Source organism: Vibrio taketomensis, from assembly GCF_009938165.1.
GTDB classification, from domain to species: domain Bacteria; phylum Pseudomonadota; class Gammaproteobacteria; order Enterobacterales; family Vibrionaceae; genus Vibrio; species Vibrio taketomensis.
Genome location: NZ_AP019649.1, coordinates 1,840,797 through 1,865,853, shown reverse-complemented (window position 1 = coordinate 1,865,853; position 25,057 = coordinate 1,840,797). Strand labels below are relative to the sequence as shown.

The window sequence follows — 25,057 nt, the reverse complement described above, 5'->3', positions numbered from 1 at the left end:
ATAAAAAACGCCCAACCAGTTGGCTGAGCGTTGTCTTTATCCAATTAACGACCTTATAGAGTTACTCTACGCGGCGCACTTGAATGATCATCCCCATCAGTGGGTGATCCAAGAAGTGGGTTTCACTACTGCGCATGCGACGTTTTTGGTCCATGCGGTAACTCTTGAGAAACTCTTCTTTATGTACGGTTGGCGTAATTTCTGTCATCAAACCAGCTTGAACCGTATCAATGTTTGTATCGGCATTCGTTTGAGGCAGGGTATCGATCGGGTCTTGAATCACAATCTCACGCACACTTGGCTCTTTTAAGTCGAGGTTAACGTCAGCGTATAGGTAATGTTCAACATAGATCTGCAAAGTACCATCTAACTCGTAAAGCGGGCCAGACACAGTTTGCTCACTCACACCATCAATGACGGATTCGTTGACAGAACCGATTGGAGAACCATCGGGATTAAATTGGTTGCTGTAGTTTTTACCCGCAGTAATATGGAAAATCGGTGCTGACAGGCGACCTTTATCTCCTTGGCGCCACGCCGTATGCATCAGAACTTCAAACCCCGCATGGTTACGTAGCTTTTGCTCTTCACTGTCTAGCTCATAGCTTGAGCGTGGCAGCATTTGTACACCTTTACGAGCGCGATAATTGCTGTCGGAAAAGCTGCCCGCTTTATCCAAATTAATTTGTGGCAGAGTCGTAGGCCATGATTCGCTTACTTGCTCTGCGTCCACTGCGCGTTTAAAAATGATCACTTCGATATCAAACTGGCGCTGTGCCCAACTTGGCAGAGCGACAAAGAAGAGAAGCAGTGGGATCAGTTTTTTCATTCCATCTCCATATTCGGGCGTTCTTCCCGAAATACATAATTATGCTTTTGGTAATAAATTTTGCTGGAATTCAGCCAGCATGTCAGCAACAAACTGTACTCGTTGACGTCTATCTACTAATGGTATCGTAAACTTGAACTTAGTAGGTCCGTCCATTGCAAATTTTTGTGGCTGAGATTGTAACAGTTTGACCAGATACATTGGGTTAATTTCAGCATCTGGGTAAAACTCAATGTAACCGCCTTTGTCATGCGCTTCGATTTTCTTCACTTTAAGTTGCGCAGCAGAGAGTTTCAACTCTGCAACCTTAAGAAGATTTTTAGCTGCGTCGGGTAATAGACCAAAGCGGTCAATTAATTCGACTTTTAGACTATCCAATTCATCTTTGTCGGCCACACTTGCGATTTGTTTGTACATCGACAAGCGTGTGTTCACATCCGGAATGTAGTCTTCAGGTAACAGAGCTGGCAAACGCATTTCGACTTCGGTTTGCTCACGAAGTAGATCGTCTAATGACGGTTCACGACCTTCTTTTAGCGCTTCTACTGCTTGTTCTAGCATTTCCATGTACAAGGTGAAGCCGACGGATTGAATCTGACCGCTTTGTTCCTCGCCTAGCAACTCACCAGCGCCACGAATTTCGAGATCGTGCGTTGCAAGTGTAAATCCTGCCCCGAGATCTTCTAACGATGCGATAGCATCTAAACGCTTAATGGCATCTTTCGTCATGGCTTTCGGGTGCGGTGTGAGCAAGTAAGCGTATGCTTGGTGATGTGAACGTCCAACACGACCACGCAACTGATGCAACTGCGCTAAACCTAGATAGTCGGCGCGATCCATGATGATGGTATTCGCTGTTGGGACATCGATGCCGGTTTCAATAATCGTGGTACACACGAGTAGGTTAAAGCGCTGATGATAAAAATCGTTCATCACTTTTTCTAGTTCACGTTCGCGCATTTGACCATGTGCGACCGTGACACGAGCTTCCGGCACCAGTTTTTCAAGATCAGCAGCAACCTTTTCGATTGTCTCAACTTGATTGTGAAGGAAGTAAACCTGACCACCACGCATAATTTCACGCAAAATGGCCTCGCGAATAACCGTGTCGTCACGCTGGCGTACGAAGGTTTTAATTGCTAAACGGCGTGCTGGTGGTGTGGCAATAATCGATAAATCGCGCATACCACTCATCGCCATATTGAGAGTGCGAGGAATAGGCGTTGCAGTCAGTGTAAGAATATCAACATCCGCACGCATCGCTTTCATTTTTTCTTTTTGGCGCACACCGAAGCGATGTTCTTCATCGACGATCAGTAAGCCAAGATCTTTGAACTGAATATCGCTAGATAGTAGCTTATGAGTCCCGACCACGAGATCAACTTTGCCGTCGCTGATATCTTGCAATACTGCTTTTTGTTCTTTAGCAGTCTTGAAGCGCGACAAGACTTCGACGCGAATTGGTAAGTTAGCGAAACGATCGCGGAAGTTTTCAAAATGCTGCTGCGCAAGTAGCGTAGTAGGTACTAACACCGCGACTTGTTTGCCGTTGTCTGTTGCCACAAATGCCGCGCGCATTGCAACTTCTGTTTTACCAAAACCAACATCACCACACACAAGACGATCCATGGCTTTAGCTTGACACATGTCGGAGAGTACAGCGTTGATTGCCATCGATTGGTCGTCGGTTTCTTCAAACGGGAAACCTGATTTAAAGGTTGCGTATTGGCCACGGTCGAGGGCAAATTTGTACCCAGGTTTCAGCTCTCGTTTGGCATACACATCAAGCAGTTCCGCTGCCACGTCACGCACTTTTTCGGCTGCTTTACGGCGTGCTTTCGCCCACGCTTCACCGCCTAATTTATGCAGTGGTGCACTTTCTTCGGCGCCGCCAGAATAACGGCTAATAAGGTTGAGCGAGGCAACAGGTACGTAGAGTTTCGCTTCGTTTTGGTATTCGAGTGTGACGTATTCTGTGGTCATGCCGCCCGCTTCAAGGGTTTGCAAACCTAAGTAACGCCCAATACCGTGGTCAATGTGCACGACGGGTTGCCCAGGCTTCAGCTCGGCAAGGTTGCGAATAACGGCATCGCTATTGGTGGTTTTGCGATCTTTACGGCGGCGTTGGATGACCCGATCGCCAAGTAAGTCGCTTTCACAAATAAACGCAATTTCTTGATCGCCATACAAAAAGCCGTGCTCGGCCGCGCCCAGCATAAGCGTAAACTTGTTCTTATGAGCTAACGCATCACAAAAACTGTCACATTCAACGGGTCTTAACTTGATGCGTTGCAATAACTCAAGCAAGGCTTCTCGGCGACCTTCCGATTCGACGGAAAAGATGATCTTGCCTTGGTAGCTCTCACTAAATTGACGCAATTCAGCCATCGGCTCTTTATTTTGATGCTGTACTTTTAGCTCAGGTAGAGGCGATATGTTCGGGTTAGTACGCCCCTGTTTTTCGGCTACTGGATCGATACTAAGCAGTGCTTGCGGCAGCTGTTTAAAGTAGCTAAACAGTTCATCTTTTTTTAGCCACAGCTCTTCTGGTGGGAGCAGCGGACGTAACGGGTCAACTTTACGTTGGTCGTAGCGATAATCGACGTCGGTCAAGAAGGTATCAATTGCTGATTCAAGATTGCCTACCGAGATGAGCAGTGTGTTATCCGCAATGTAATCAAATAAGGTCTCAGTTTGTTCAAAAAACAGAGGCTGCCAATATTCAATACCAGCAGGCCATGTCCCTTTACTAACTTGCATGTAGACCGATTCAGGTTCGCGGCGTGCTTCAAAGCGTTGACGCCAGCGAATACGGAAATCTTCAATTGCCGCTTCACTGGTTGGAAACTCGTGGGCAGGTAGCAGACGGATTTCTTTCACATCTTCGATTGAGCGTTGATTCTCAGGGTCAAAGGTGCGAATTGTGTCAATTTCATCATCAAAGAAATCGATACGGTATGGATCTGTCGAGCCCATAGGGTATAGGTCGATAATTGAACCACGGCTCGCGTACTCACCTGGGCCAAAAACTTGGTCGGTATGTCGATAACCGGATTTTTCCAGTTGCAGGCGCAGTTTTTCCAGTGAAAATAGGTCACCCGTTTTTACCATCAAGGTGTGCTGCATCAAGAACTCACGTGGTGATTGACGCTGTAGTAGGGTGCTTATCGGTACGATCGTAATGCCTTGGCTTTGCGTAGGCAGTTGGTAAAGTCGCGCGATGCGTTCGGAAATGATTTCTTGGTGTGGTGAAAAGTTATCGTATGGCAGAGTTTCCCAATCAGGGAACAGCGTCACGTCTTGTGCGCAAAACTGCTCTAACTCTTGTTGCAGTTTCAGGGCTGTTTGTGGATCAGGCGTAGCAAGCAGGGTATGACCCTTGTGTTGCTCTGCCAGTTCAGCGATAGCGAGTGCTAACGCCGAACCTGGAAGATTGCCGACGTATTTTTTGTCGCCAGCACCTTGTGGGTTAACAAGGTTAAGTAAATATGGTTTTGACATAACTAAATTTAGTTTTCGCGATTCAGTGAGCGTTGACGTAAGAGCTTTTGTTGCTGATAAAGCGCTGCTTTGATCAATAAGTCTTGGTCTAAGTCTCGTAGGCGCTCATATTTGACTGTAATCGTAGCTTGTTCGTTTTCTTGGCTACAGTTAACTACGGAACCGTAGCAATAAATTGCAGCAGCAGGATGATCAAGGAAAAGCTTACAACAGACTTTTTGACCGATATTGAGTGGCTTTTGGGCGTGATAGCTAAATTGACTGGCACCAAAGGCCGTCGTTTGGTGACGGAAGCTTGCTTCATCCTGTTGTGACAGCATAAAGGTTAGCAGAAGATTCAACTTTGCATTCTGCGTATCGAGTAAATTAATCACATGTTTAAAGTCATTACTCTTTAGCTCAGCGCGCGCCGCATCATTTAGTTGGTCAAGGTTACTGAATTCACTTGCAACAAGAAATGGTGCGGGAATTTCAGTTTCAAATTGTTCAAAACTTGGAAAGCTAAAATCGTCTGCCAAGGGTTCGACATTGACGGTCATTTGGTGATGAACAGTAAAGTATTCTTGGTCCGACATGAACTTTTCCTTCTATTGATGCTCTGATTATCGTCATAAGCTACAACTAATCAAGGTATGTCATTGTTAATTACTAATTTTAACCGAGAAATGGCAATTTAGGGCTATCAGCCAGACAAATTAACCGTTACAGTATTCGCCATTGATAGGTATTGGTTTTATTTATGTTTCATCCAGTCTCAACCTTCATCGGTTTGCGCTATTTGCGAGGACGCTCCGGGGATAGGTTTAGCCGTTTTGTCTCTTATATGTCGACGGCAGGTATCACCATTGGTGTGATGTCTCTTATTACCGTTCTTTCGGTGATGAACGGTTTTGAATCGCAATTAAAAGGCCGTATTCTCGGTGTATTACCTCAGGCCATCATATCGCAACATGATGGGAAAACCCCGCGTTCAGAACAAGCACCAGACTTTATTCAAGCGATGTCGACCGCAGGGCATCCTGAACCGATTGTGCAAAGTGAAGCCGTCATCCAAAGTTCAAAGCAATTGAGTGCCGGGTTACTGATCGGGATCGACCCGGACGAACATGACCCTATTGGGCAACACATGATCGCAGGGCGCGTATCGAATTTAAAACCAGGTTCGTATCAGGTGCTCGTGGGTAGCACATTAGCGCGCTCTATGGATATCGGCCCGGGTGACAAGGTTCGCCTAATGGTGACCAGTGCGAGCCAGTTTACTCCGCTAGGGCGCATTCCTAGCCAGCGCATTTTTACCGTGGGTGGTATTTACAATACTGGTTCAGACGTTGATGGCCAATTAATGTTGACCAACATTGAAGACGCCGCGCGTTTATTACGTTTCAATTCTGAAACGGTCACAGGTTGGCGTCTTTTTTTCGAGGACCCATTTGTTGTCGGTGAGTTGAGTCAACAGCCATTACCTGAAGGTTGGAAGTGGCAGGACTGGCGTGACCAACGTGGCGAGCTATTCCAAGCCGTACGTATGGAGAAGAACATGATGGGCTTAATGCTTGGTCTGATAGTGGGTGTTGCCGCATTCAATATTATTTCAGCATTAATCATGGTGGTGATGGAAAAACAAGCTGAGGTTGCGATTCTTAAAACCCAAGGAATGACCGATCGCCAAGTGATGAGTATTTTCATGGTGCAAGGTGCAAGTAGTGGCGTAGTTGGTGCTTGTATTGGTGGTGTACTTGGTGTGCTGATGGCTGACAATCTCAATCCGCTCTTAAAAGCGGCGGGTGTAGAGCTGTTTTCTTTTGGTGGCTCTTTGCCAGTAATGATTAATCCTATCCAAATTTTGGTGGTTGTAACCTTAGCTGTGATGCTCAGCCTATTAGCAACCTTGTTTCCTTCTTATCGAGCATCGTCTGTAAAACCTGCTGAGGCATTAAGATATGAGTAATCTACTACAGTGTCGTGATGTGACAAAAACTTACCATGAAGGCACCCTAGAAACTCAAGTATTAAAAGGCGTAAGCTTTGATTTGAAAGCAGGGGAGTTGGTGTCGATTATTGGTACTTCAGGCTCAGGTAAAAGTACCTTGTTGCACGTACTAGGTGCATTGGATGATGCGACATCTGGTCACGTCACCTTTTTAGGTCAAGAGTTGGCGAAATTAAGCTCGAACAAACAAGCCAAATTACGCAATCGCCATTTGGGTTTTGTTTACCAGTTCCATCATCTTCTCGCCGATTTTAGCGCATTAGAAAATGTCGCGATGCCACTTTTAATTGGTGGAGTAAAAGTGTCAGAGGCGAAGCAGAAGGCTCAGGCGTTATTAGAAAAAGTAGGTCTTGCTCACCGTGTTGATCATCGACCATCTGAACTCTCAGGTGGTGAGCGTCAACGTGTGGCGATTGCGCGCGCGTTGGTTAATAGTCCTGACTTGGTGTTAGCGGATGAGCCTACCGGTAATTTAGACCATAAAACCGCTTTAGCTATTTACGATTTGATGCGCGAACTCAATCGTGAATCTGGCACGGCATTTTTGGTTGTCACGCATGATGGCTCGCTGGCGGCGAAAATGGACCGCACGTTACATATGCAAGATGGTTTGTTGATCAATGTGGAGGAAGCTTAGTGTTTTCTTCCTTGTCACTGTTTATTGGTGGGCGTTTTAGCCGCGCAAAACAACGCAATAAGATGGTGTCGTTTATCTCACTTTCTTCAACGATTGGCATTGCGGTGGGTGTCGCTGTGATCATCATTGGCCTTTCGGCAATGAATGGCTTTGAGCGTGAGCTGAAAGATCGCGTGTTGTCCGTGATTGCGCATGGTGAATATGAAGGGGTTCGAGGTCCGATCCAAGATTGGCAAGGTGTCATTAACCGTGTCGAGCAACACCCAAAAATTGAAGCGGCTGCACCATACGTGAAGTTTACCGCGCTCGCAGAGCGTGGGCAGCAACTAAAAGCGATTGAAGTGCGTGGTATTGACCCAGATAAAGAGTCGTCAGTTTCCAATATGGCGCAATTTATTGGTAAGCAAAGTTGGAGTAACTTCCGCCCAGGAGAGAAGCAAGTCATTCTCGGGCAAGGGGTTGCAGATCTCCTGAAAGTTAAGCCGGGCGACTATATCACTCTAATGATCCCATCAACGGGTTCAACCAGCCAAGTGCAAACACCGAAGCGCGTGCGAGTAAAGGTTTCAGGTTTACTGAAACTGAATGGACAAATTGACCATAACTTAGCGTTGGTACCGCTGCAAGATGCGCAGAGCTATACCCGATTAGGTAAAGGTGTGACCGGCATTTCATTACGAGTGAGTGATGTTCTCGATGCTCGTCAAATTATTCGTGAAGCGGGAAATACACTTAACATCTCGGTGTATCTGCGCAGTTGGCAGCAAAAGTACGGGTATTTGTACCGCGATATTCAGTTGGTTCGCACTATTATGTATTTGGTTATGGTGCTGGTCATCGGTGTGGCGAGTTTTAATATCGTATCGACATTGATGATGGCGGTTAAAGACCGTGCCGCGGAAATCGCAATCTTGCGAACCATGGGTGCGACGGATGGATTGATTAAGCGCATATTTGTTTGGCAAGGCGTATTTTCTGGTGTGCTAGGCAGTATTGTTGGCAGCATTATCGGCGTTTTAGTTGCATTGAATCTCACCACGATTATCAAAGGGCTTGAGAAGTTAATCGATCACCAGTTTTTATCTGGCGACATCTATTTCGTCGACTTTTTGCCATCACAAGTGATGATGGGAGATGTCGCATTAGTCTCTCTGACCGCAATTATTTTGAGTCTGCTGGCGACTTGGTATCCTGCGTCAAGGGCTAGTCAATTAAACCCAGCGGCAGTATTAAGTTCAAAATAGCTGTTGATTGAACAAAAAAAGGACCGATAGGTCCTTTTTTCATACTGTCATTCAGTGGATTTACTGTTTATTTCGAAGCATATACCAAGCTGAAGGTTGTGATTCGTTTTGCGTTTTAACTCTGTTTATTCTTGAAGATACGTGGACGCAAGCGGCGTTTTTGCCAGCTTCGAACCACTGAATAACGCCATAAGCCTTTGATACCGAAATAACCGACCATTGCAGAGGTAACGCCGCAAATCATACAGCCGAGCAAAAATGGAGGGCCAATGGTGCTCATTTGGTCGATGATGAAGTCCCAAGACAATTCAAAGTGAAAAGGTTGTGGTGGAACGTGCATCACCCAAGCGCCAATTTTGTACGCAAAATAGAACAATACGGGCATGGTAATTGGGTTACTGACCCAAACAAGCGCAACGGACAGGGGAAGGTTTACACCGCACAAAATCGCCAAACCTGCTGACATAATCATCTGACTTGGTAACGGTACGAATGCCATAAACAGACCGACCGCAAAAGCCCCAGCAGCTGAACGGCGGTTAAGACACCACAGATTAGGATTGTAAAGCACGTTGCCAAACACTCTGAGCGCCTTTTGTTTTTTTATCACCTCGTGATTAGGCATAAAGCGTTTGATAAATTTTCTTGGCATATGGGGATATGACTCTCTTTGTTAATTATTGGACCTTGTCGTCATTCGCAATACTGATAGTAACCACGCCGTTGTGGACATATATGCCATCGTGGTACTGGTCGGTTCCATGCCTAGTTTGGCTCTTGCTGTGTTTTAAGTTTAGATGGCTTAGGTGGGGCTGCGGAATAATTACTGCAATGCTTGTGATAATTGCAAGCGGTGAGCTTATCCACCATCGAACGAACACCCTGTTCAGTGCCGGCACGAATCTTACCATAAATGCTGAGGTTGACAGCCTTTTTACTCCAATTAGTCATGGCTTTCGCGGTATAGCGATAGTTAGATCAATTAATGGCAAAAAAATCGGCTATTTTTCACGCCCTAAGATTGTGCTGATTTCACCTGTTCCTCTTGAATTGAATGCAATTGTTAACGCAGATATCAAATTAAAACCCATTATTGGTGTGTTGAATCAAATCGGTTTTGATAAAGAACAATGGGCAGTAAGTCAGCAAATTGTTGGGCAGGCGACGATTAAGCCAAATCAATCGATGTGGGTAAGTAGTCATTTTTCTTGGCGAGAGTCTCTCTATCAACAAATGTTCGCTTTGACGCAGAACTTTCGTCATCAAGGGTTGTTGCTTGCGCTGAGTTTTGGTGAGCGCGAGCTCATTGACAACACCCAGTGGCAGCATTTGCAACGAAGCGGGCTAAATCATTTGATTGCGATATCTGGTCTGCATATTGGTATCGCCTTTGGGTTCGGTTGGTTATTGGGCTTTCAAGTGGTGCGCTGTGGTGTCGTCTCTGTGAGTGCCTCTATGGTTGCCGCGTTGTGTTTTGCTGTTGGTTATGCCTGGTTATCTGGTTTTTCTTTACCTACGCAACGCGCTTTAATCTTGATGGTCATTTTACTGTATTTTCGTTTCAGTCGAATACATACCAGTTATCGCTATAAATGGCTGTTAATGGTTGCAGGCCTGCTGTTGTACGATCCGTTTGCCGCTTATTCGTTGAGTTTTTGGCTATCAATTTACGCAGTCGGGGCGGTGTTTCTTTGTCTTTCTTTTCTACCGAAAGGAAGGTCACGTTTAAAGCACGCGCTAGTTAATCAAATAAGTTTGGTTATGTTGATTACTCCGCTTATCGCGCTGTTATTTCATGGGGTTGGTTTCGCCAGTGTGTTGTATAACGCAGTGTTTGTGCCTTGGTTTAGTTTGGTTTTGATTCCTGTAACCTTAGCGAGTGTCGCGCTTTTGCCAATTTGGCCCAATGCGAGTCACGTTCTACTTAAGTGGGTGGATCAAGGCTTATCTCCTGTTAGCCATAGTATTGCATGGGGTGATGACCTATGGCTTCCGACATCGCACGAACAGGCATTGTATCTGGTCGCGCTACTCATTCTCATTCTGTTGTTCAAAACAGTTCAAGCCAAATTTTTATGTGTTGCAATTGCCGCGTTGTTGTTTGTGTTTGCCAATCGTCGAGATTCTTCGTCTTGGCATTTGACTATGTTTGATGTTGGGCATGGCTTGGCAATCATGATTGAAAAACAAGGTCGAGTGACTCTGTATGATACCGGAGCCAGTTGGGATTCAAGCAGCTACGCTGAGCAGTTGCTTTTGCCATACCTAAGTTATCGAAAGCTTGAGTTAGATAAGTTAGTGATCAGTCATTTTGATAATGATCATGCTGGCGGGGTGAATCCGCTACTTCGAACTTATCCTCAACTTTCTCTTATCAGCAGTCAAATTGATGTTCAACCAAATGCGGAACAGTCGAAAGTGGTTTGGCCTGATTGTATCGCAGGGAACTCATGGCAATGGCAAGGTTTGAACTTTGCTGTGCTTTGGCCACAGCAAAAGGTATCTCGACCTTATAATCCTCATTCTTGCGTGCTTAAAGTGACGGATGCGCAGCGCCGTAGCGTATTATTAACCGGAGACATCGATGCCGTAGCAGAATGGTTGCTATTAAGAACGCCAGAGGTATTAAAAAGCGACGTGGTGGTTGTGCCTCATCATGGTAGTCGCAGTTCTTCGCGGCGAGCATTTGTTCACGCCGTTAATGCCGACATTGCTTTGGTCTCTAGTGCATACCAAGGTCGATGGAAATTGCCAAATCCGCAAGTAAAAGAACGCTACATCGCGACTGGCGCGAATTGGCTTGAAACGGGTTTTGATGGTCAAATAACTCTGACCTTTACAGCAGAAAATATCGAGATAGATACGATGCGAGGTGCGAAAGGGCAGGCTTGGTATAGGCAGATGCTGCGTAAGCGAGTAGAATAGAAGGAATATCGTAAAGAAAAATAAAGCTATTCTATGTCTGTTAATCAAGATGAAACTACGCTGCAAACCTTTAAACGTTTATGGAAGTACATTCGCTTATATAAATTAGGCCTCGCCGCTGCTGTTGTCGCACTTATTATTAACGCTGTTACTGATACCTATATGGTGTCATTGTTAAAGCCACTGTTGGACGAGGGTTTTGGCAATACAGAATCTGATTTTCTCCAAATTCTTCCTTTTATCATCTTCGGTATGATGATTATTCGTGGTTTGAGTAGCTTTGTATCCGCTTACTGCTTAAGTTGGGTTTCCGGTAATGTGGTCATGCACATGCGCCGTGCCGTCTTTAACCACTTTATGCATATGCCAGTAGCTTACTTTGACAAAGAGTCTACAGGTGGTTTGTTGTCTCGTATTACTTATGACTCAGAGCAGGTAGCAGGTGCGACCAGCCGAGCACTAGTTAGTATCGTGCGCGAAGGTGCAAGTATTATTGGCCTGCTAACGTTGATGTTCTGGAACAGCTGGGAATTATCATTAGTTCTTATTGTTGTGGCGCCAGTTGTCGCGTGGGCTATTGGCTTCGTTTCTAAGCGCTTTAGAAAAGTGTCGAAGAACATGCAAAGCGCTATGGGCCATGTCACTACATCAGCAGAACAAATGCTTAAAGGTCATAAAGTCGTGCTGAGCTACGGTGGCCAAGATGTCGAAAGTGAACGCTTTGATGCGGTCAGCAATAAAATGCGTCAGCAGTCAATGAAATTGGTTGCCGCGCAAGCAGTCGCAAATCCAGTGATTCAGTTGATCGCGTCTATCGCATTGGTAACGGTTCTGTTTTTGGCCAGTGTTGACGATATTCGTAATACGCTAACTCCGGGTACTTTTACCGTAGTATTTTCGGCAATGTTTGGTTTGATGCGCCCGCTTAAAGCGTTAACCAACGTGACGTCAGAGTTCCAACGTGGTATGGCGGCAAGCCAAACCTTGTTTGCTTTGATGGATCTTGAAACTGAACAAGACAAAGGCAAGTATGAAACACAAGACGTGCGTGGTGTGGTTGACGTTAAGGACGTGACATTTACCTACCAAGGTCAAGAAAAGCCAGCGCTACGTAATGTGTCATTTACTATTCCGCAAGGTAAAACGGTGGCATTAGTCGGACGTTCTGGTTCTGGTAAAAGTACCATTGCTAACCTATTCAACCGTTTTTACGATGTTGATTCAGGCTCAATCTGCTTGGACGGGCATGATGTACGAGACTATACATTAGCTAACTTACGAAGCCACTTTGCTTTGGTTTCGCAAAATGTGCATCTATTTAACGATACCATCGCGAATAACATCGCGTATGCGGCAACAGATCAGTACAGCCGTGAACAAATTGAGCACGCTGCGCGTTTGGCTCATGCGATGGACTTCATCGATAAGATGGACGATGGTCTCGATACTATGATTGGCGAAAATGGCGCGAGCTTGTCCGGTGGTCAACGTCAACGTATCGCTATCGCGCGTGCGTTGCTGCGTGATGCGCCAGTATTGATTCTTGATGAAGCAACGTCTGCACTCGATACAGAATCTGAAAAAGCGATTCAAGCTGCGCTGGATGAACTGCAAAAAGATAAGACCGTCCTTGTGATTGCTCACCGTCTATCAACCATTGAAAAAGCAGACCAAATTTTAGTGGTCGATGAAGGTGAGATCGTTGAACGTGGCAGTCATCAAGAATTGATTGCGATTGAGAATGGTGCTTATCAGCAACTTCATCATATTCAGTTTGGTGGCTAAGCCGTGATTGAAAAGATCTGGTTTGAAAATCACCCACTAAAATACCTACTGTGGCCACTGTTGTGGCCGCTAAGCAAAGTGTTTGGCTTGATTAGTCGCTCACGTCGTCAAAGCTATCAGCGTGGTGAAAAGGCTGCTTACCGAGCACCTGTACCAGTGATTGTGGTTGGTAATATTACCGCTGGTGGTAATGGTAAGACTCCGGTGGTGATCTGGTTGGTTGAAAAACTACAAGCAATGGGTTTCAACCCTGGAGTGGTTTCACGTGGTTATGGGGCCAAAGCGCCGAGTTATCCATTGCTTGTTGCAGACGATACGTCAACGTCACATTGTGGCGACGAACCCAAACTGATTTACAAGCGCACCCAAGCACCAGTGGCGGTAGACCCAATTCGTGCTAATGCAGTGCAAGCATTGCTCCCTCTAGAGGTTGATATCATTATTACTGATGATGGTCTTCAGCATTACGCACTGGAGCGTGATATTGAGTTAGTCGTTGTCGATGGTAAACGTCGTTTTGGTAATGAGCAGTTAATTCCTCTCGGGCCTTTGCGTGAAGGCGTAGAGCGCTTAGCTGAAGTCGACTTTATTATTACTAATGGTGGTGAGGCCCAAACTAACGAAGCCGCAATGATGTTGCAGCCAAGCTTAGCCGTGAACCTGAAAACAGGTAAGCAAATGCCAGTTAGCCAATTGAGAAACTTGGTTGCGATGGCTGGAATCGGTCATCCGCCCCGTTTTTTTCATACTCTTGAGCAATTGGGTGCGGATTTAGTTTATAGCCAAGGATTTGCTGATCACCAAGATTTCCAACCACCACAATTGGCAGAACTTGCTGGTCGTGGTACACACCTTATTATGACTGAAAAAGATGCGGTGAAATGCTCAGAGTATGCGGCAGATAATTGGTGGTACTTGCCAGTTTCAGCGAGCTTCTCAGACCAGGATGAGAGTCGTATCTTAGAACGAATTAAACAAACAAAGGAACATTATGGATCACCGTCTGCTTGAAATCGTTGCGTGCCCAGTGTGCAAAAGCAAACTGACTTATGACAAAGATAAACAAGAGCTGATTTGTAAGGCCGATCGCCTTGCATATCCTATTAAAGAAGGTATTCCAGTGCTTTTAGAGCCAGAAGCGCGCACTATGAGTATGGATGAGGGCCGATAATGTCATTTACTGTCGTTATTCCAGCTCGCTATCAATCAACCCGTTTACCAGGCAAGCCATTAGCGGACATTGCAGGTAAACCAATGATTCAATGGGTATACGAGCAGGCTATTCAGGCGGGTGCGGATAATGTGATTATCGCAACCGATGATGAACGAGTAGAGCAAGCAGCACTTGGTTTTGGTGCACAGGTTTGTATGACTTCACCAAATCATGAGTCAGGCACTGAGCGTTTGGCTGAAGTGGTTGAGAAAATGGGCATTGCGGATGATCATATCATCGTTAATGTTCAAGGTGATGAGCCACTAATTCCGCCTTCAATCATCGCACAAGTGGCGGATAACTTGGCAAATAGTCAAGCTCCAATGGCTACATTGGCGGTTGAAATCAGTGACGAAGCCGAAGTATTCAATCCGAATGCGGTCAAGGTGCTGACTGATAAAGATGGCTACGCAATGTATTTTAGTCGTGCGACGATTCCGTGGGATCGTGACAACTTTGCTAATAACAACACTATCGCTCAGCCACTGCTGCGCCATATTGGTATATATGCGTACCGCGCAGGATTTATCAATACCTACATTAACTGGGAACCAAGTGCTCTAGAAAAAATCGAGTGTTTGGAGCAGTTGCGTGTACTTTGGTATGGTGAAAAAATCCATGTTGCAGTAGCAAAAGAAGCACCGGCGGCAGGTGTTGATACGCAAGAAGATTTAGATTTGGTACGCAGTATCTTGTCTTAGTCATCATGCTTGTCGTACCCAAATCATCGAAAAGTGTTTGGGTGGATAAATGATGAATAAACAAAAGCCAGCCTTAATCGGCTGGCTTTTGCTTAATTGGAATAGATAGGCTTATTCCAATTCTTTATCTTTACCTAAAGATAAAATCCAAACGCAGATTACTGCGACCACTGCAAAACCAGAAAGAATAATCACTGGCATTGCACTGTAGCCGAGAATGTGCCAAATAACGGATTCAAGTGTGCTCATTCATCGCTCCTTATTACTGCCAGCCTTCTACGCCTTCCATATCAGGCAGGTGGTGTGAGATGCCTTTGTGACAATCGATACAAGTCTTATCGCCGTTAGCTAGTGCAGTAGAATGTTGCTTAGCGCCACGTGACCCTTGTTCTGAAAAGTCCATATATTCAAACTCATGACAGTTACGACACTCAAGAGAGTCATTCGCTTTCATTCGAGCCCACTCACGTTCGGCTAGATGACCACGTCGTTCTGCAAATTTTTCAGGTGTATCGATGGTGCGCAGTACATAGTGAGCGAACAGCTCTTTTGATGCTTGCACTTTACGTACGATTTTGTCGGTCCATTCATGCGGTACGTGACAATCTGAACAGATAGCGCGCACACCAGAGCGGTTAGCGTAGTGAATGGTTGGTTTGATTTCTTCCACGATAGGTGCATGACAACCTGAGCAAAACTCTTCGGTGTTTGTCGCTTCCATCCCAGTGTTGAACGCGCCCCAGAATAGAAGACCGCCTGCAAAGCCCATAAATAGCACTACACCAACAGCAGCTTTACTTGGGCGAGTTAGTCGCTTCCAAAACGCTTTTAATAATTTCATAAAGTAACCTCGTTAACTTAGTGTTCGGTCTATTTCAGCGATTGAACACGTTCGAAATCATTGCCTACTAGCGGTGCCGCATCCGTTTGAGGAACATGGCATTGCAAGCAGAAGTAACGTCGTGGGGACATGTCCGCAAGAACGGCGTCTTCGCGGTTAACATAGTGGGTTACGCTAATTTTAGTCGCGCCCATCTCTTTAGCATTTTTCCAGCTATGACAAGCCAGACATTTATTGGCATTTAGTGATACTTCGTAGTTACGAATCGCATGCGGAATCAATGGTGGTTGATACACATAGCTACTGTCTACTTCATGCTCTTTTGGAAAATCTTTAAACGCATCTGCTGGGCGAGTATCTTCAAGAAGGGTATCGCCGCGCAGTGAATCTACACCGCCTGTGCCACCAGGGTTGTCTAATTCCGCAAATACGCTGCCGCTGATAACAGCACCGATTGCGAATAGGGCAAGCATTAATTTTTTCATTTTAACTTCTCCGCCGTATGGCTAAATTCTGATGTCGGCCGCGCTATGCGCGACCGGAAATGGACTAAACGATCTTGGTGATTTTGACCGGACATTTCTTAAAGTCTGTCTGTTTAGACAGTGGGTCAGTCGCATCTAAGATCAGTTTGTTGATCAGAATTCGAGCGTCAAAGAATGGGACAAAAACCAGTCCTTGCGGTGGCTTGTTACGACCACGAGTTTCTACACGTACTCGCACTTCACCACGCTTGTTCGACATTAATACTTCTTCACCACGGCGAACGTTACGTGCTTTGGCATCATCTGGGTGCATGTAGCAAACAGCATCAGGCACGGCTTTGTAGAGCTCAGGTACGCGACGTGTCATGGTGCCGGTGTGCCAGTGTTCAAGAACACGACCGGTACATAGCCACATATCAAACTCGCTATCAGGCACTTCTGGTGGCGCTTCGTATGGGGCTGAAATAATCTTCGCTTTACCATCTTTGTTGCCGTAGAAATCCCAATCTGAGCCTTCTTTCGCGTATGGGTCTGAACCTTCTTTGAAGCGACGCAGTGTTTCTTTGCCATCAACCACTGGCCAGCGTAGGCCTCGTACAGTGTGGTACACGTCGTATGGCGCCAAATCATGACCATGACCACGACCAAAGGTCGCGTATTCTTCAAACAGACCTTTTTGTACGTAGAAGCCAAAGTGGTGGGCGTCGTCGTTTAGTTCACGCGCTTCTTCTACTGGGAATTTGTCGACATTGCCGTTGCGGTACAGAACCTCGTACATGGTTTTCCCACGTAGTTCAGGCGCTTTAGCAAGTAATTCTTCAGGCCATACTTCTTCAATTTTGAAGCGTTTTGAGAATTCCATTAGCTGCCACAAGTCAGACTTGGCTTCACCAACCGTTCCCACTTGTTGATACCATGCTTGTGTACGACGCTCCGCGTTACCGTAAGCACCTTCTTTCTCAATCCACATCGCAGTTGGTAGGATCAAGTCGGCTGCTTGCGCTGTTGCTGTTGGGTATGGGTCTGACACAACGATAAAGTTTTCCGGGTTGCGATAGCCAGGTAAACGCTCAGTGTTAATGTTTGGACCTGCTTGCAGGTTGTTATTACATTGCACCCAGTAACAGTTCAACACACCATCATGGAGCATGCGGTCTTGCAACACGGCGTGAAAGCCTGGTTTTGGTGGAATTGTTCCCTCAGGTAGTTTCCAAATCTTCTCAGCGATAGCGCGATGTTTCGGGTTTGCGACCACCATGTCAGCAGGCAAGCGATGCGCAAATGTTCCGACTTCGCGAGCCGTACCACACGCTGATGGCTGGCCGGTGAGTGAGAATGGGCTGTTACCTGGAGTCGCAATCTTACCTGTTAGCAGGTGAATGTTATAAACCAAGTTGTTCATCCACACGCCACGAGTGTGCTGGTTCATACCCATGGTCCAAAGAGACATCACTTTGGTATTTGGATCGGCGTACTGTTTCGCAAGCTCAATCAGTTTTTCTGGTTCTACACCAGAGATTTCTGATGCCTTCTCAACCGTGTATGGCGCAACAGATGCTTTATACTCTTCAAAAGAGATATTAGTTAGTTTGCCTGAGTTAGGATTTTTCGCTTTAACCTGCAGAGGGTCATCGTCACGCAGACCGTAGCCGATATCGACGTCTGCTTGAGTAAAGTTGGTATGCTTATTAACGAAATCCCAGTTAACCGCATCATTTTCGATGATGTAGTTAGCAATAAAGTTTGCAATCGCTAAGTCTGATTGCGGTGTAAAAATGTAACCGTGATCAGCGAGCTCAAAAGAGCGATGGTAGTAAGTAGAAAGGACGTTTACTTTAACGTGTGGGTGGCTAAGACGACGGTCAGCAATACGAGTCCATAGTACAGGGTGCATTTCTGCCATGTTTGAACCCCAAAGCACGAAGGCATCGGCGTTTTCAAAGTCGTCATAACAGCCCATTGGTTCATCAATGCCAAATGCACGCATAAAGCCCACTACCGCAGAAGCCATACAGTGGCGTGCATTAGGGTCAATGTTATTTGAACGGAAACCTGCTTTCATCAGCTTTGATGCTGCATAGCCTTCCATTACGGTCCACTGACCAGAGCCAAACATGCCGACACTGGTTGGCCCTTTTTTCGCTAATGAGTCTTTCCATTTTTCGGCCATGATGTCAAAAGCAGCATCCCATGTGATCGGTGCAAATTCACCGTCTTTGTGATACTTGCCGTCTTTCATGCGCAATAAAGGTTGCGTCAAGCGGTCGTGGCCGTACATGATTTTCGACAGGAAGTAACCTTTGATACAGTTCAAGCCTTTGTTGACCGGTGCTTCAGGGTCGCCTTGTGTCGCAACCACTTTACCATTTTGTGTACCAACTAAAACGGAGCAACCTGTACCACAGAAACGACAAGGCGCTTTGTCCCACGTGATTTTGGTTTGGTCAGAGCTAGCAATCAGGTTGGTAGCGGACGCTGGTAGTGTGATCCCTGCTACCGCGGCTGCTGATACTGCTGCGTTTGCTTTCACAAACGCGCGTCTTGTCATTTTCATACTTCACCCTCTACGTGGGATTGTTGTGTTCCAGTGTGTGTTTGCTCGTCATCGAGTTCGGTTTCGATCTGGTGGTAAACCATGACCGTGCTGATGACATGCTCAAAATTGTTGATTTTATCGATGATGTCGGTAATAAAGCCGTGAGTGTGGGTTTCTAAAACCACCACAATTTTTCCCTCAGGGCTATCGCCATATATTTCGGTGCTGTCGAGTAGAGTGATTTGGGCTTTAACGCTATCCAAATGTTGCGGTGCTGCGTGGACAATCAAACTTGATATATGAACTTCTTTATTTGGCATTAGTTGCTCTCTTGTTTTACGTGTCATGCGCTGACATTGCTCACTTTGATAGATGCCGTCGGACAGATAGAAACGCAGGCTCCACAGCCGTTGCATTGTTCAAGTGACAGTCTAGGCTGCGCAACTCGGCCAACAGCAAGCTCAAATGTGATGGCCATTTGTTCGCAACTCTCACCACATGCGCGACACTCGACGTTCTGTTCTGCTAAACATTGATTGTTAATACTTGCTCTGGCTTGCCAAGGAGATCGATCTTGTGCGACGAACAAGTGCTCGGGACAGCTTTGCGCACATTGGTAACAAAACGTGCATTCGTCGATAGAGAAATCTACTTGTGGAAACCCACCATCGCCTTTGACGATAATCTGTGTTTCGCAGGCTGTGACACACTTACCGCATTGTGTGCAAAGATCGGTAAATCGCGCAGGCTCACTTAACCATGGTAGAAAAAGTGAATCTTCGCTATTCGCTTTACGGGTAAAAAGTCGTCTTCTTGCAAGATCAACCATGAAAATTATCTTTCCTACCGTGGTCACAGAGTCAGGCGCTTGTTAACAACCTTTCATTTATCAATATTTAAATTGTAGGTTTTGTAATATTTGTATAAATACCTCCAAGGGGTATTTAGGGTAGGAATTGTTCTAGATCAAATTGGTGAATTAGATTTAAATGAAAATTAGCGCTGCGGATAAGCTTGTGAAAAAATTGCGACTATTGCGTACACGCAAGCTAAGAAGAGGTTGGGTTGATTAAAACTATCAATAAATCAGTAACGAGCACCATTGCTAAAGCGTTATCTCTGATTGTACTGCTATCAGTAACCACTATTGGTTACGCATTTGTATTAATGGCCTCGAGCTTGAATGATGCAGAAGCCTTAACGTTGCGGGTTCAATGCGTATGCAAAGCTATCGACTTGCTCATGATATCCAATCGCAATCTGATAATTTTTCTTCACATATTTTTTATTTGAAAACTCGATTTACTCGCCATCAATGAAAGCGTTGCAAAATTGGGATGTGCCTGAAGACATCACGCAAGATTATTATCAATTGATCGTGCGCTGGTATGAGTTAAAAGAGGTGCTTCAGAGCGAGAACCGAAGCTTATATTTACAGTTAGTGCCGGAATTTGTCAGGCAAATTGATGGCTTTGTATCTAAGTTACAACAGTTTTCCGAGAAAAAAATGGAGAACCTTGCTTGGGCTGGCGCGATTGGTTTAGGTGGTATTTTGTTCACCAGCATATTTGTGGTGCTGTTTGTGCGCAGAGAAATTGTTCAGCCATTGAAAGCGATGGTGGTGGCAAGTGAGCAGATACAATCAAGGTCGTTTGATGTGGAATTGCGGGTTGTCAGCGACAATGAAATGGGGATTTTGACCAAGACGTTTAATGCTACTGCTAAAGAGTTAGGTGAGTTATACCGAGGACTTGAAAGTGCAGTAAACGAAAAAACTCATAAATTGCAGCATGCTAACCAGTCGTTACAACTGCTGTATAAGTCTTCCATAGAGTTAACAGCTTCTCGGATTACACCTGATAACTTTGCGGCGATCTTGCAGTATATTATGAATATTGAGGGGGTAACTGCGGTTAAATTAGAAGTTGGTGATGGTGATGAAAATCCATTGTTATTGTTTAATGGGGAATTGTCCGAACACAATTTATCCAGCCAGAAATTGACATTAGATGGTGTGGAATTAGGGCGGCTATATTGGAATTGGCAGTTGCCATGTCCCGATCAAGATCTAATTGATAACTTTGTACGAATCCTGTCGCGAGCGGTTTATTACAACCAAGCACAGCGTCAATCAGAACAATTGCTTTTGCTGGAAGAGCGCGCCACGATAGCTCGTGAACTGCATGACTCGTTAGCACAATCGCTGTCTTATCTGAAAATTCAGGTATCTCTGTTAAAGCGTGTGATGTCAAAGCTTGAGCAATCATCTTCTTTGGATAAAGCAAGCTCTGTGGTCAGCGATTTAGACTCGGCATTATCGGGGGCTTACACCCATTTAAGGGAATTGCTGACGACGTTTCGTTTGTCGATTAAAGAAGGGAGTTTTGGTGCGAGTTTGCAGCAAACTTTACATGAGTTACAAGAGCAAACTAGCGCAACGATTGTTCTAAATAATCAATTACCTTCTGCGGATTTGGACGCACATGAACAAGTACATTTGCTACAGTTAATTCGTGAGGCAACGATTAATGCGATTAAACATTCTGAAGCAACTAAAATTGAAATAAGTTGCAGCGAAAATGTCGATACAGTGACGATAATCGTCAAAGATGATGGTATTGGCATCGAAAATCAACAAGATAAAATTAACCACTATGGCTTATCAATTATGCATGAGCGCGCCAGTCGTCTTAATGGACAACTCTCGATTAATAGTGCTAAGCAAAAAGGCTGCGAGGTAGTGTTGACCTATCCAAGAATAAAGGACCAAAACTTTGACTCAATGTAAAGTAATGCTAGTGGATGATCACCCACTCATGCGTCGAGGGCTTAATCAGTTGTTGAGCTTTGAAGATGAATTTCAGGTTATCGCTGAAGCATCTTCTGGTGCAGAAGCGGTTGCTATTGCCCATGAAGTCGAACCAGACTTGATTTTGCTCGATCTTAATATGAAGGGTATGTCGGGGTTAGACACACTCAATGCACTGCGTGCGGACGGCAGCGACGCGAGTATTGTGATACTGACGGTGTCAGACAGCCCGGCAGATATTGATGCGTTAGTTAAAGCTGGTGCGGACGGCTACCTGCTGAAAGACACTGAACCAGATGAGTTAATTGAAGTACTCAAAACGAGCCTTAGCGGTGATAAGGCCTACAGTAAAGAAGTGTCTCAGTATCTAGCGGAAAGAGAGCATCAAAACGACGTATTTGATGCGTTGACTGACCGAGAAATGCAGATCCTTCGCCAAGTGGCCAAAGGGTTACGCAATAAGCAGATAGCAGACAATCTCTTTATTTCCGAGTCTACGGTAAAAGTGCATATGAAGAGTTTATTGAAAAAACTCAGCGTGCCGTCGCGCACCGCGGCGACAGTCATGTATTTAGAACGATTTGGCGATCGCTAAACTATCTAAACCAACACTATTTAAATTTAAAAAGGTTCATTGTCGTGATGAACCTTTTTACTTTCCGGAGAGTGGTTAGTGCTAGATACCCGAGTCGTAGTGATTACGCTGTGGACAGGTACCGATGATTTCTCTGCGTCCAGACTCTTTGACTTCTTCTAAGATGACATCAAAGCCCCACAAACGGTAGAGATGTTTTAGTACCTCACTAAAGCTCTCGTGTAGTGGAATACGGTCTTGAGGAACGTATTGCAGCGTCATAGACCGATCACCACGCACATCAACATTAAACACCTGAATATTTGGTTCTAGGTTGCTGAGATTATATTGTGCAGCGAGTTTTTCTCGGATTGCACGATAACCCATATCATCGTGAATATGGCTGACCTCAATATAGTTACGTCGGTCATCATCAAGCACTGAAAATAGCTTGAAATCACGAATCAATTTAGGCGATAGATATTGGCTGATAAAACTTTCGTCTTTGAAGTTGTGCATTGCAAAATGCACGGCTTCTAACCAGTCGCTACCTGCCAACTCAGGGAACCACTCTTTGTCTTCATCAGTAGGCTCTTCACAGATTCGGCGAATATCTCGGAACATGGCAAAGCCAAGCGCGTATGGGTTGATACCGCTAAAATATGGGCTGTTGTAAGCAGGTTGAGCAACAACCGCTGTATGGCTATGTAAAAACTCCAAGATGAAGCGCTCTGATACGACACCCTCATCATAAAGATGGTTCAAAATGGTGTAGTGCCAGAAGGTTGCCCAACCTTCGTTCATTACTTGGGTTTGTTTTTGCGGGTAGAAATATTGGCTGACTTTTCGCACGATACGTACGATTTCTCGCTGCCAAGATTCTAACAGTGGTGCATGTTTTTCAATAAAGTAGAGAATATTTTCTTGCGGTTCACTTGGGAAGCGCACTTTCTCATTCTGCTCTTTCTCGGTTGATTTAGGAACGGTGCGCCACAAGTCGTTCACTTGAGATTGCAAATAGGCCTCACGTTCTTCTTGGCGGCTTTTCTCTTCTGCAATCGAGATTTTCTCTGGACGTTTGTAGCGGTCTACGCCGTAGTTCATTAAAGCGTGGCAAGAGTCTAGAAGCTCTTCGACTTCTTTCTCGCCGTACTTTTGTTCACATTCGGCGATGTATTTCTTGGCAAAGAGTAAGTAGTCAATAATAGACCCGGCATCAGTCCATGCTTGGAACAGGTAGTTACCCTTGAAAAATGAGTTATGGCCGTAACACGCATGCGCCATCACAAGCGCTTGCATGGTGACGGTATTCTCTTCCATTAAATACGCGATACATGGATTGGAGTTAATCACGATCTCATAGGCAAGCCCCATCTGACCGTGCTTGTAGCCCTGTTCCGTTTGAATAAACTTCTTACCGAACGACCAGTGATTGTAGTTGATTGGCATGCCGATACTGGAGTAGGCATCCATCATTTGTTCTGAAGTGATCACTTCAATTTGGTTAGGGTAGGTATCCAATTTGTAGTGCTGTGCTACTCGCTTGATTTCTACGTGATAGCGCTCCAATAAGCCAAAAGTCCAGTCTGGTCCATCAGGCAACAGCTTATGTTTGTTTTTCGTCGTTGATGTTGTCATGCTGCCTCCCTAAGCGTTTTCCTTTTTGAACAATTCCCTAAACACCGGAAAAATGTCATCGACGCTACGAATGTTCTTCATCGCAAAGTTACTAAACGCACTCTCTAGTTTTTCATACTCATGCCACAAGGTTTGATGTGAACGACGAGTAATCTCTATATAGGAATAGTACTGACATTTAGGCAGTAAACCTTCTTGCAGAATTTCTCTGCAGCGAGGTGAGTCATCGGCCCAATTATCACCATCGGAAGCTTGTGCTGCATAAATATTCCATTGGCCGATAGGGAAGCGGTCTGCCACGATTTCGTTCATCAACTTGAGTGCACTTGAAACAATCGTGCCACCCGTCTCTTGCGAGTAGAAGAATTCATGTTCATCGACTTCTTTAGCTTGAGTGTGGTGACGAATAAAGACCACTTCAACATTTTCATAGGTACGAGTTAAGAACAAATAAAGCAGTACGTAGAAACGTTTGGCGATGTCCTTGGTCGCTTGATCCATAGAGCCGGATACATCCATTAAGCAGAACATTACCGCTTGGCTTGATGGAATAGGGCGTCGCTCATAGTTTTTAAAGCGGAGGTCGAAGGTATCGATAAATGGCACACGATCGATCTTCTTGCGAAGCGCATCAATTTCTTCTTTTAAACGGCGCTCTTCAATTAACTGTGCAGGCTCTTGGTTTTGAATGCGTTGCAACTCTTCTTCAAGCTCATGCATCATACGACGTTTACCCGCGGTCATTGCTGTACGGCGAGCAAGTGATTGCTGCAAAGATTTTACGATCGCGATATTAGCGGGTACGCCAGCGGTTTGGTAACCGGCTCGATGGGTTTTCCATTCGGTGATCTTGTTGACTTGAGTCTTCTCAAGATTGGGTAGTGCGAGATCTTCAAAAAGAATGTCCAAATATTCATCTTTTGAAATTTGAAACACAAAGTCATCTTGACCTTCACCGTCTGGGCTTGCGTCACCGTCACCAGTGCCGCCACCGCCACCGCCGCCTTTTGGTCGCTCAATTTTGTCACCCTGGATAAATTGATCATTGCCAGGATGAACGCGTTCTCTTAGTCCCCCTTTTCCTTGATGGAAAACGGGTTCGGTAATGTCTTTGTGCGGAATAGAAACGTCTTCGCCAGTTTCAGTATTGGTAATGGAACGGCGATTAACCGCATCTGCCACCGACTCTTTGATTTTTTCTTTATGGCGACGAATAAAACGCTGTCTATTTACAGCACTTTTATTCTTACCATTTAGTCGCCTGTCAATAAATTGCGCCATGAGTCACCCCTTATAAATACGTGCCAGAAACCACTACACGCAAATTGCATCCAATCTCCTGCCAGAGA

The 25,057-nt window shown here is 45.3% G+C and carries 21 protein-coding genes and 1 pseudogene; 10 read left to right on the top strand and 12 right to left on the bottom strand.

Annotated elements, in window-relative coordinates:
• Nucleotides 1–61: 61 nt before the first annotated feature.
• From Vt282_RS08485 to Vt282_RS08475, 3 genes are read right to left on the bottom strand one after another with little or no spacing between them, the layout of a single operon-like run.
• Nucleotides 62–829, bottom strand: a complete 768-nt coding sequence (locus Vt282_RS08485; RefSeq protein ID WP_162046093.1) for a peptidoglycan binding protein CsiV — start codon at nucleotides 827–829, stop codon at nucleotides 62–64.
• Nucleotides 830–868: 39 nt separating this feature from the next.
• The gene (gene mfd / locus Vt282_RS08480; RefSeq protein ID WP_162063130.1) at nucleotides 869–4,330 is read right to left on the bottom strand and encodes a transcription-repair coupling factor; all 3,462 of its coding nucleotides are present in this window, start codon (nucleotides 4,328–4,330) and stop codon (nucleotides 869–871) included.
• 8 nt (nucleotides 4,331–4,338) lie between these two features.
• A complete protein-coding gene (locus Vt282_RS08475) occupies nucleotides 4,339–4,905 on the bottom strand; it encodes a PilZ domain-containing protein (protein ID WP_162046095.1) in 567 nt (188 codons plus the stop codon).
• A 164-nt stretch (nucleotides 4,906–5,069) separates the two neighbouring features.
• Between Vt282_RS08475 and lolC the strand changes: the two genes are divergently transcribed.
• The 3 genes from lolC to lolE are packed head-to-tail and all read left to right on the top strand — an operon-like array spanning nucleotide 5,070 to nucleotide 8,201.
• The gene (gene lolC, locus Vt282_RS08470; protein WP_162046096.1) at nucleotides 5,070–6,278 is read left to right on the top strand and encodes a lipoprotein-releasing ABC transporter permease subunit LolC; all 1,209 of its coding nucleotides are present in this window, start codon (nucleotides 5,070–5,072) and stop codon (nucleotides 6,276–6,278) included.
• The gene (lolD, locus tag Vt282_RS08465; protein WP_162063129.1) at nucleotides 6,271–6,957 is read left to right on the top strand and encodes a lipoprotein-releasing ABC transporter ATP-binding protein LolD; all 687 of its coding nucleotides are present in this window, start codon (nucleotides 6,271–6,273) and stop codon (nucleotides 6,955–6,957) included. The genes lolC and lolD overlap by 8 nt, the downstream gene beginning before the upstream one ends.
• Nucleotides 6,957–8,201, top strand: coding sequence for a lipoprotein-releasing ABC transporter permease subunit LolE (gene lolE, locus Vt282_RS08460; protein ID WP_162063128.1), 1,245 nt, complete (start codon nucleotides 6,957–6,959; stop codon nucleotides 8,199–8,201). Before lolD ends, lolE begins: the two co-directional genes overlap by 1 nt.
• A 115-nt stretch (nucleotides 8,202–8,316) precedes the next feature.
• Here the strand turns inward: lolE and Vt282_RS08455 are convergent, their stop codons facing one another.
• On the bottom strand, nucleotides 8,317–8,853 hold the full coding sequence (locus Vt282_RS08455) for a DUF2062 domain-containing protein (RefSeq protein WP_162046099.1): 537 nt from the start codon (nucleotides 8,851–8,853) through the stop codon (nucleotides 8,317–8,319).
• A gap of 179 nt (nucleotides 8,854–9,032) precedes the next feature.
• On the opposite strand from Vt282_RS08455, the gene Vt282_RS08450 reads away from it, so the two are divergent.
• Genes Vt282_RS08450 through kdsB form a run of 5 tightly spaced genes read left to right on the top strand, consistent with a single transcriptional unit; the run spans nucleotide 9,033 to nucleotide 14,825 of the window.
• Nucleotides 9,033–11,126 (top strand): DNA internalization-related competence protein ComEC/Rec2, encoded by a 2,094-nt coding sequence (locus tag Vt282_RS08450; protein WP_232055039.1) that lies wholly within the window; start codon nucleotides 9,033–9,035, stop codon nucleotides 11,124–11,126.
• A 33-nt stretch (nucleotides 11,127–11,159) separates the two neighbouring features.
• A complete protein-coding gene (msbA, locus tag Vt282_RS08445; protein WP_162046100.1) occupies nucleotides 11,160–12,911 on the top strand; it encodes a lipid A ABC transporter ATP-binding protein/permease MsbA in 1,752 nt (583 codons plus the stop codon).
• 3 nt (nucleotides 12,912–12,914) lie between these two features.
• The gene (gene lpxK / locus Vt282_RS08440; RefSeq protein WP_162063127.1) at nucleotides 12,915–13,922 is read left to right on the top strand and encodes a tetraacyldisaccharide 4'-kinase; all 1,008 of its coding nucleotides are present in this window, start codon (nucleotides 12,915–12,917) and stop codon (nucleotides 13,920–13,922) included.
• On the top strand, nucleotides 13,903–14,082 hold the full coding sequence (locus tag Vt282_RS08435) for a Trm112 family protein (protein ID WP_075648630.1): 180 nt from the start codon (nucleotides 13,903–13,905) through the stop codon (nucleotides 14,080–14,082). The genes lpxK and Vt282_RS08435 overlap by 20 nt, the downstream gene beginning before the upstream one ends.
• Complete coding sequence (kdsB, locus tag Vt282_RS08430) at nucleotides 14,082–14,825, top strand: 3-deoxy-manno-octulosonate cytidylyltransferase (RefSeq protein ID WP_162063126.1); 744 nt, start codon at nucleotides 14,082–14,084, stop codon at nucleotides 14,823–14,825. Before Vt282_RS08435 ends, kdsB begins: the two co-directional genes overlap by 1 nt.
• Before the next feature lie 111 nt (nucleotides 14,826–14,936).
• Here kdsB and Vt282_RS08425 read toward each other — a convergent pair whose 3' ends face one another.
• The 6 genes from Vt282_RS08425 to napF all read right to left on the bottom strand — a co-directional run bounded on the left by Vt282_RS08425 (nucleotide 14,937) and on the right by napF (nucleotide 19,516).
• On the bottom strand, nucleotides 14,937–15,074 hold the full coding sequence (locus Vt282_RS08425; protein ID WP_162046103.1) for a TIGR02808 family protein: 138 nt from the start codon (nucleotides 15,072–15,074) through the stop codon (nucleotides 14,937–14,939).
• A 13-nt stretch (nucleotides 15,075–15,087) separates the two neighbouring features.
• Entirely contained in the window at nucleotides 15,088–15,666 is a 579-nt protein-coding gene (locus Vt282_RS08420) for a NapC/NirT family cytochrome c (protein WP_162046104.1), read from the bottom strand.
• Nucleotides 15,667–15,695: 29 nt separating this feature from the next.
• Nucleotides 15,696–16,151, bottom strand: coding sequence for a nitrate reductase cytochrome c-type subunit (locus tag Vt282_RS08415; RefSeq protein WP_162046105.1), 456 nt, complete (start codon nucleotides 16,149–16,151; stop codon nucleotides 15,696–15,698).
• Nucleotides 16,152–16,215: 64 nt separating this feature from the next.
• Nucleotides 16,216–18,705, bottom strand: coding sequence for a periplasmic nitrate reductase subunit alpha (napA, locus tag Vt282_RS08410; protein WP_162046106.1), 2,490 nt, complete (start codon nucleotides 18,703–18,705; stop codon nucleotides 16,216–16,218).
• Nucleotides 18,702–19,007 carry a chaperone NapD gene (locus Vt282_RS08405; RefSeq protein WP_162063125.1) on the bottom strand — a complete coding sequence of 102 codons (306 nt, stop codon included), beginning with the start codon at nucleotides 19,005–19,007 and terminating at the stop codon, nucleotides 18,702–18,704. The genes napA and Vt282_RS08405 overlap by 4 nt, the downstream gene beginning before the upstream one ends.
• 23 nt (nucleotides 19,008–19,030) lie before the next feature.
• Nucleotides 19,031–19,516: a ferredoxin-type protein NapF gene (napF, locus tag Vt282_RS08400; RefSeq protein WP_162063124.1), complete on the bottom strand. Its 486-nt coding sequence runs from the start codon at nucleotides 19,514–19,516 to the stop codon at nucleotides 19,031–19,033.
• A 236-nt stretch (nucleotides 19,517–19,752) separates the two neighbouring features.
• On the opposite strand from napF, the pseudogene narQ reads away from it, so the two are divergent.
• Both narQ and Vt282_RS08390 read left to right on the top strand, forming a co-directional pair.
• A pseudogene (gene narQ / locus Vt282_RS08395) lies at nucleotides 19,753–21,475 on the top strand (nitrate/nitrite two-component system sensor histidine kinase NarQ).
• The gene (locus Vt282_RS08390; protein WP_162046109.1) at nucleotides 21,462–22,091 is read left to right on the top strand and encodes a response regulator; all 630 of its coding nucleotides are present in this window, start codon (nucleotides 21,462–21,464) and stop codon (nucleotides 22,089–22,091) included. The pseudogene narQ and the gene Vt282_RS08390 overlap by 14 nt, the downstream one beginning before the upstream one ends.
• An 81-nt stretch (nucleotides 22,092–22,172) precedes the next feature.
• Here Vt282_RS08390 and Vt282_RS08385 read toward each other — a convergent pair whose 3' ends face one another.
• The gene (locus Vt282_RS08385) at nucleotides 22,173–23,708 is read right to left on the bottom strand and encodes a SpoVR family protein (protein ID WP_162063123.1); all 1,536 of its coding nucleotides are present in this window, start codon (nucleotides 23,706–23,708) and stop codon (nucleotides 22,173–22,175) included.
• A gap of 9 nt (nucleotides 23,709–23,717) precedes the next feature.
• Nucleotides 23,718–24,989, bottom strand: coding sequence for a YeaH/YhbH family protein (locus Vt282_RS08380; RefSeq protein ID WP_162046111.1), 1,272 nt, complete (start codon nucleotides 24,987–24,989; stop codon nucleotides 23,718–23,720).
• Nucleotides 24,990–25,057 lie beyond the last annotated feature (68 nt).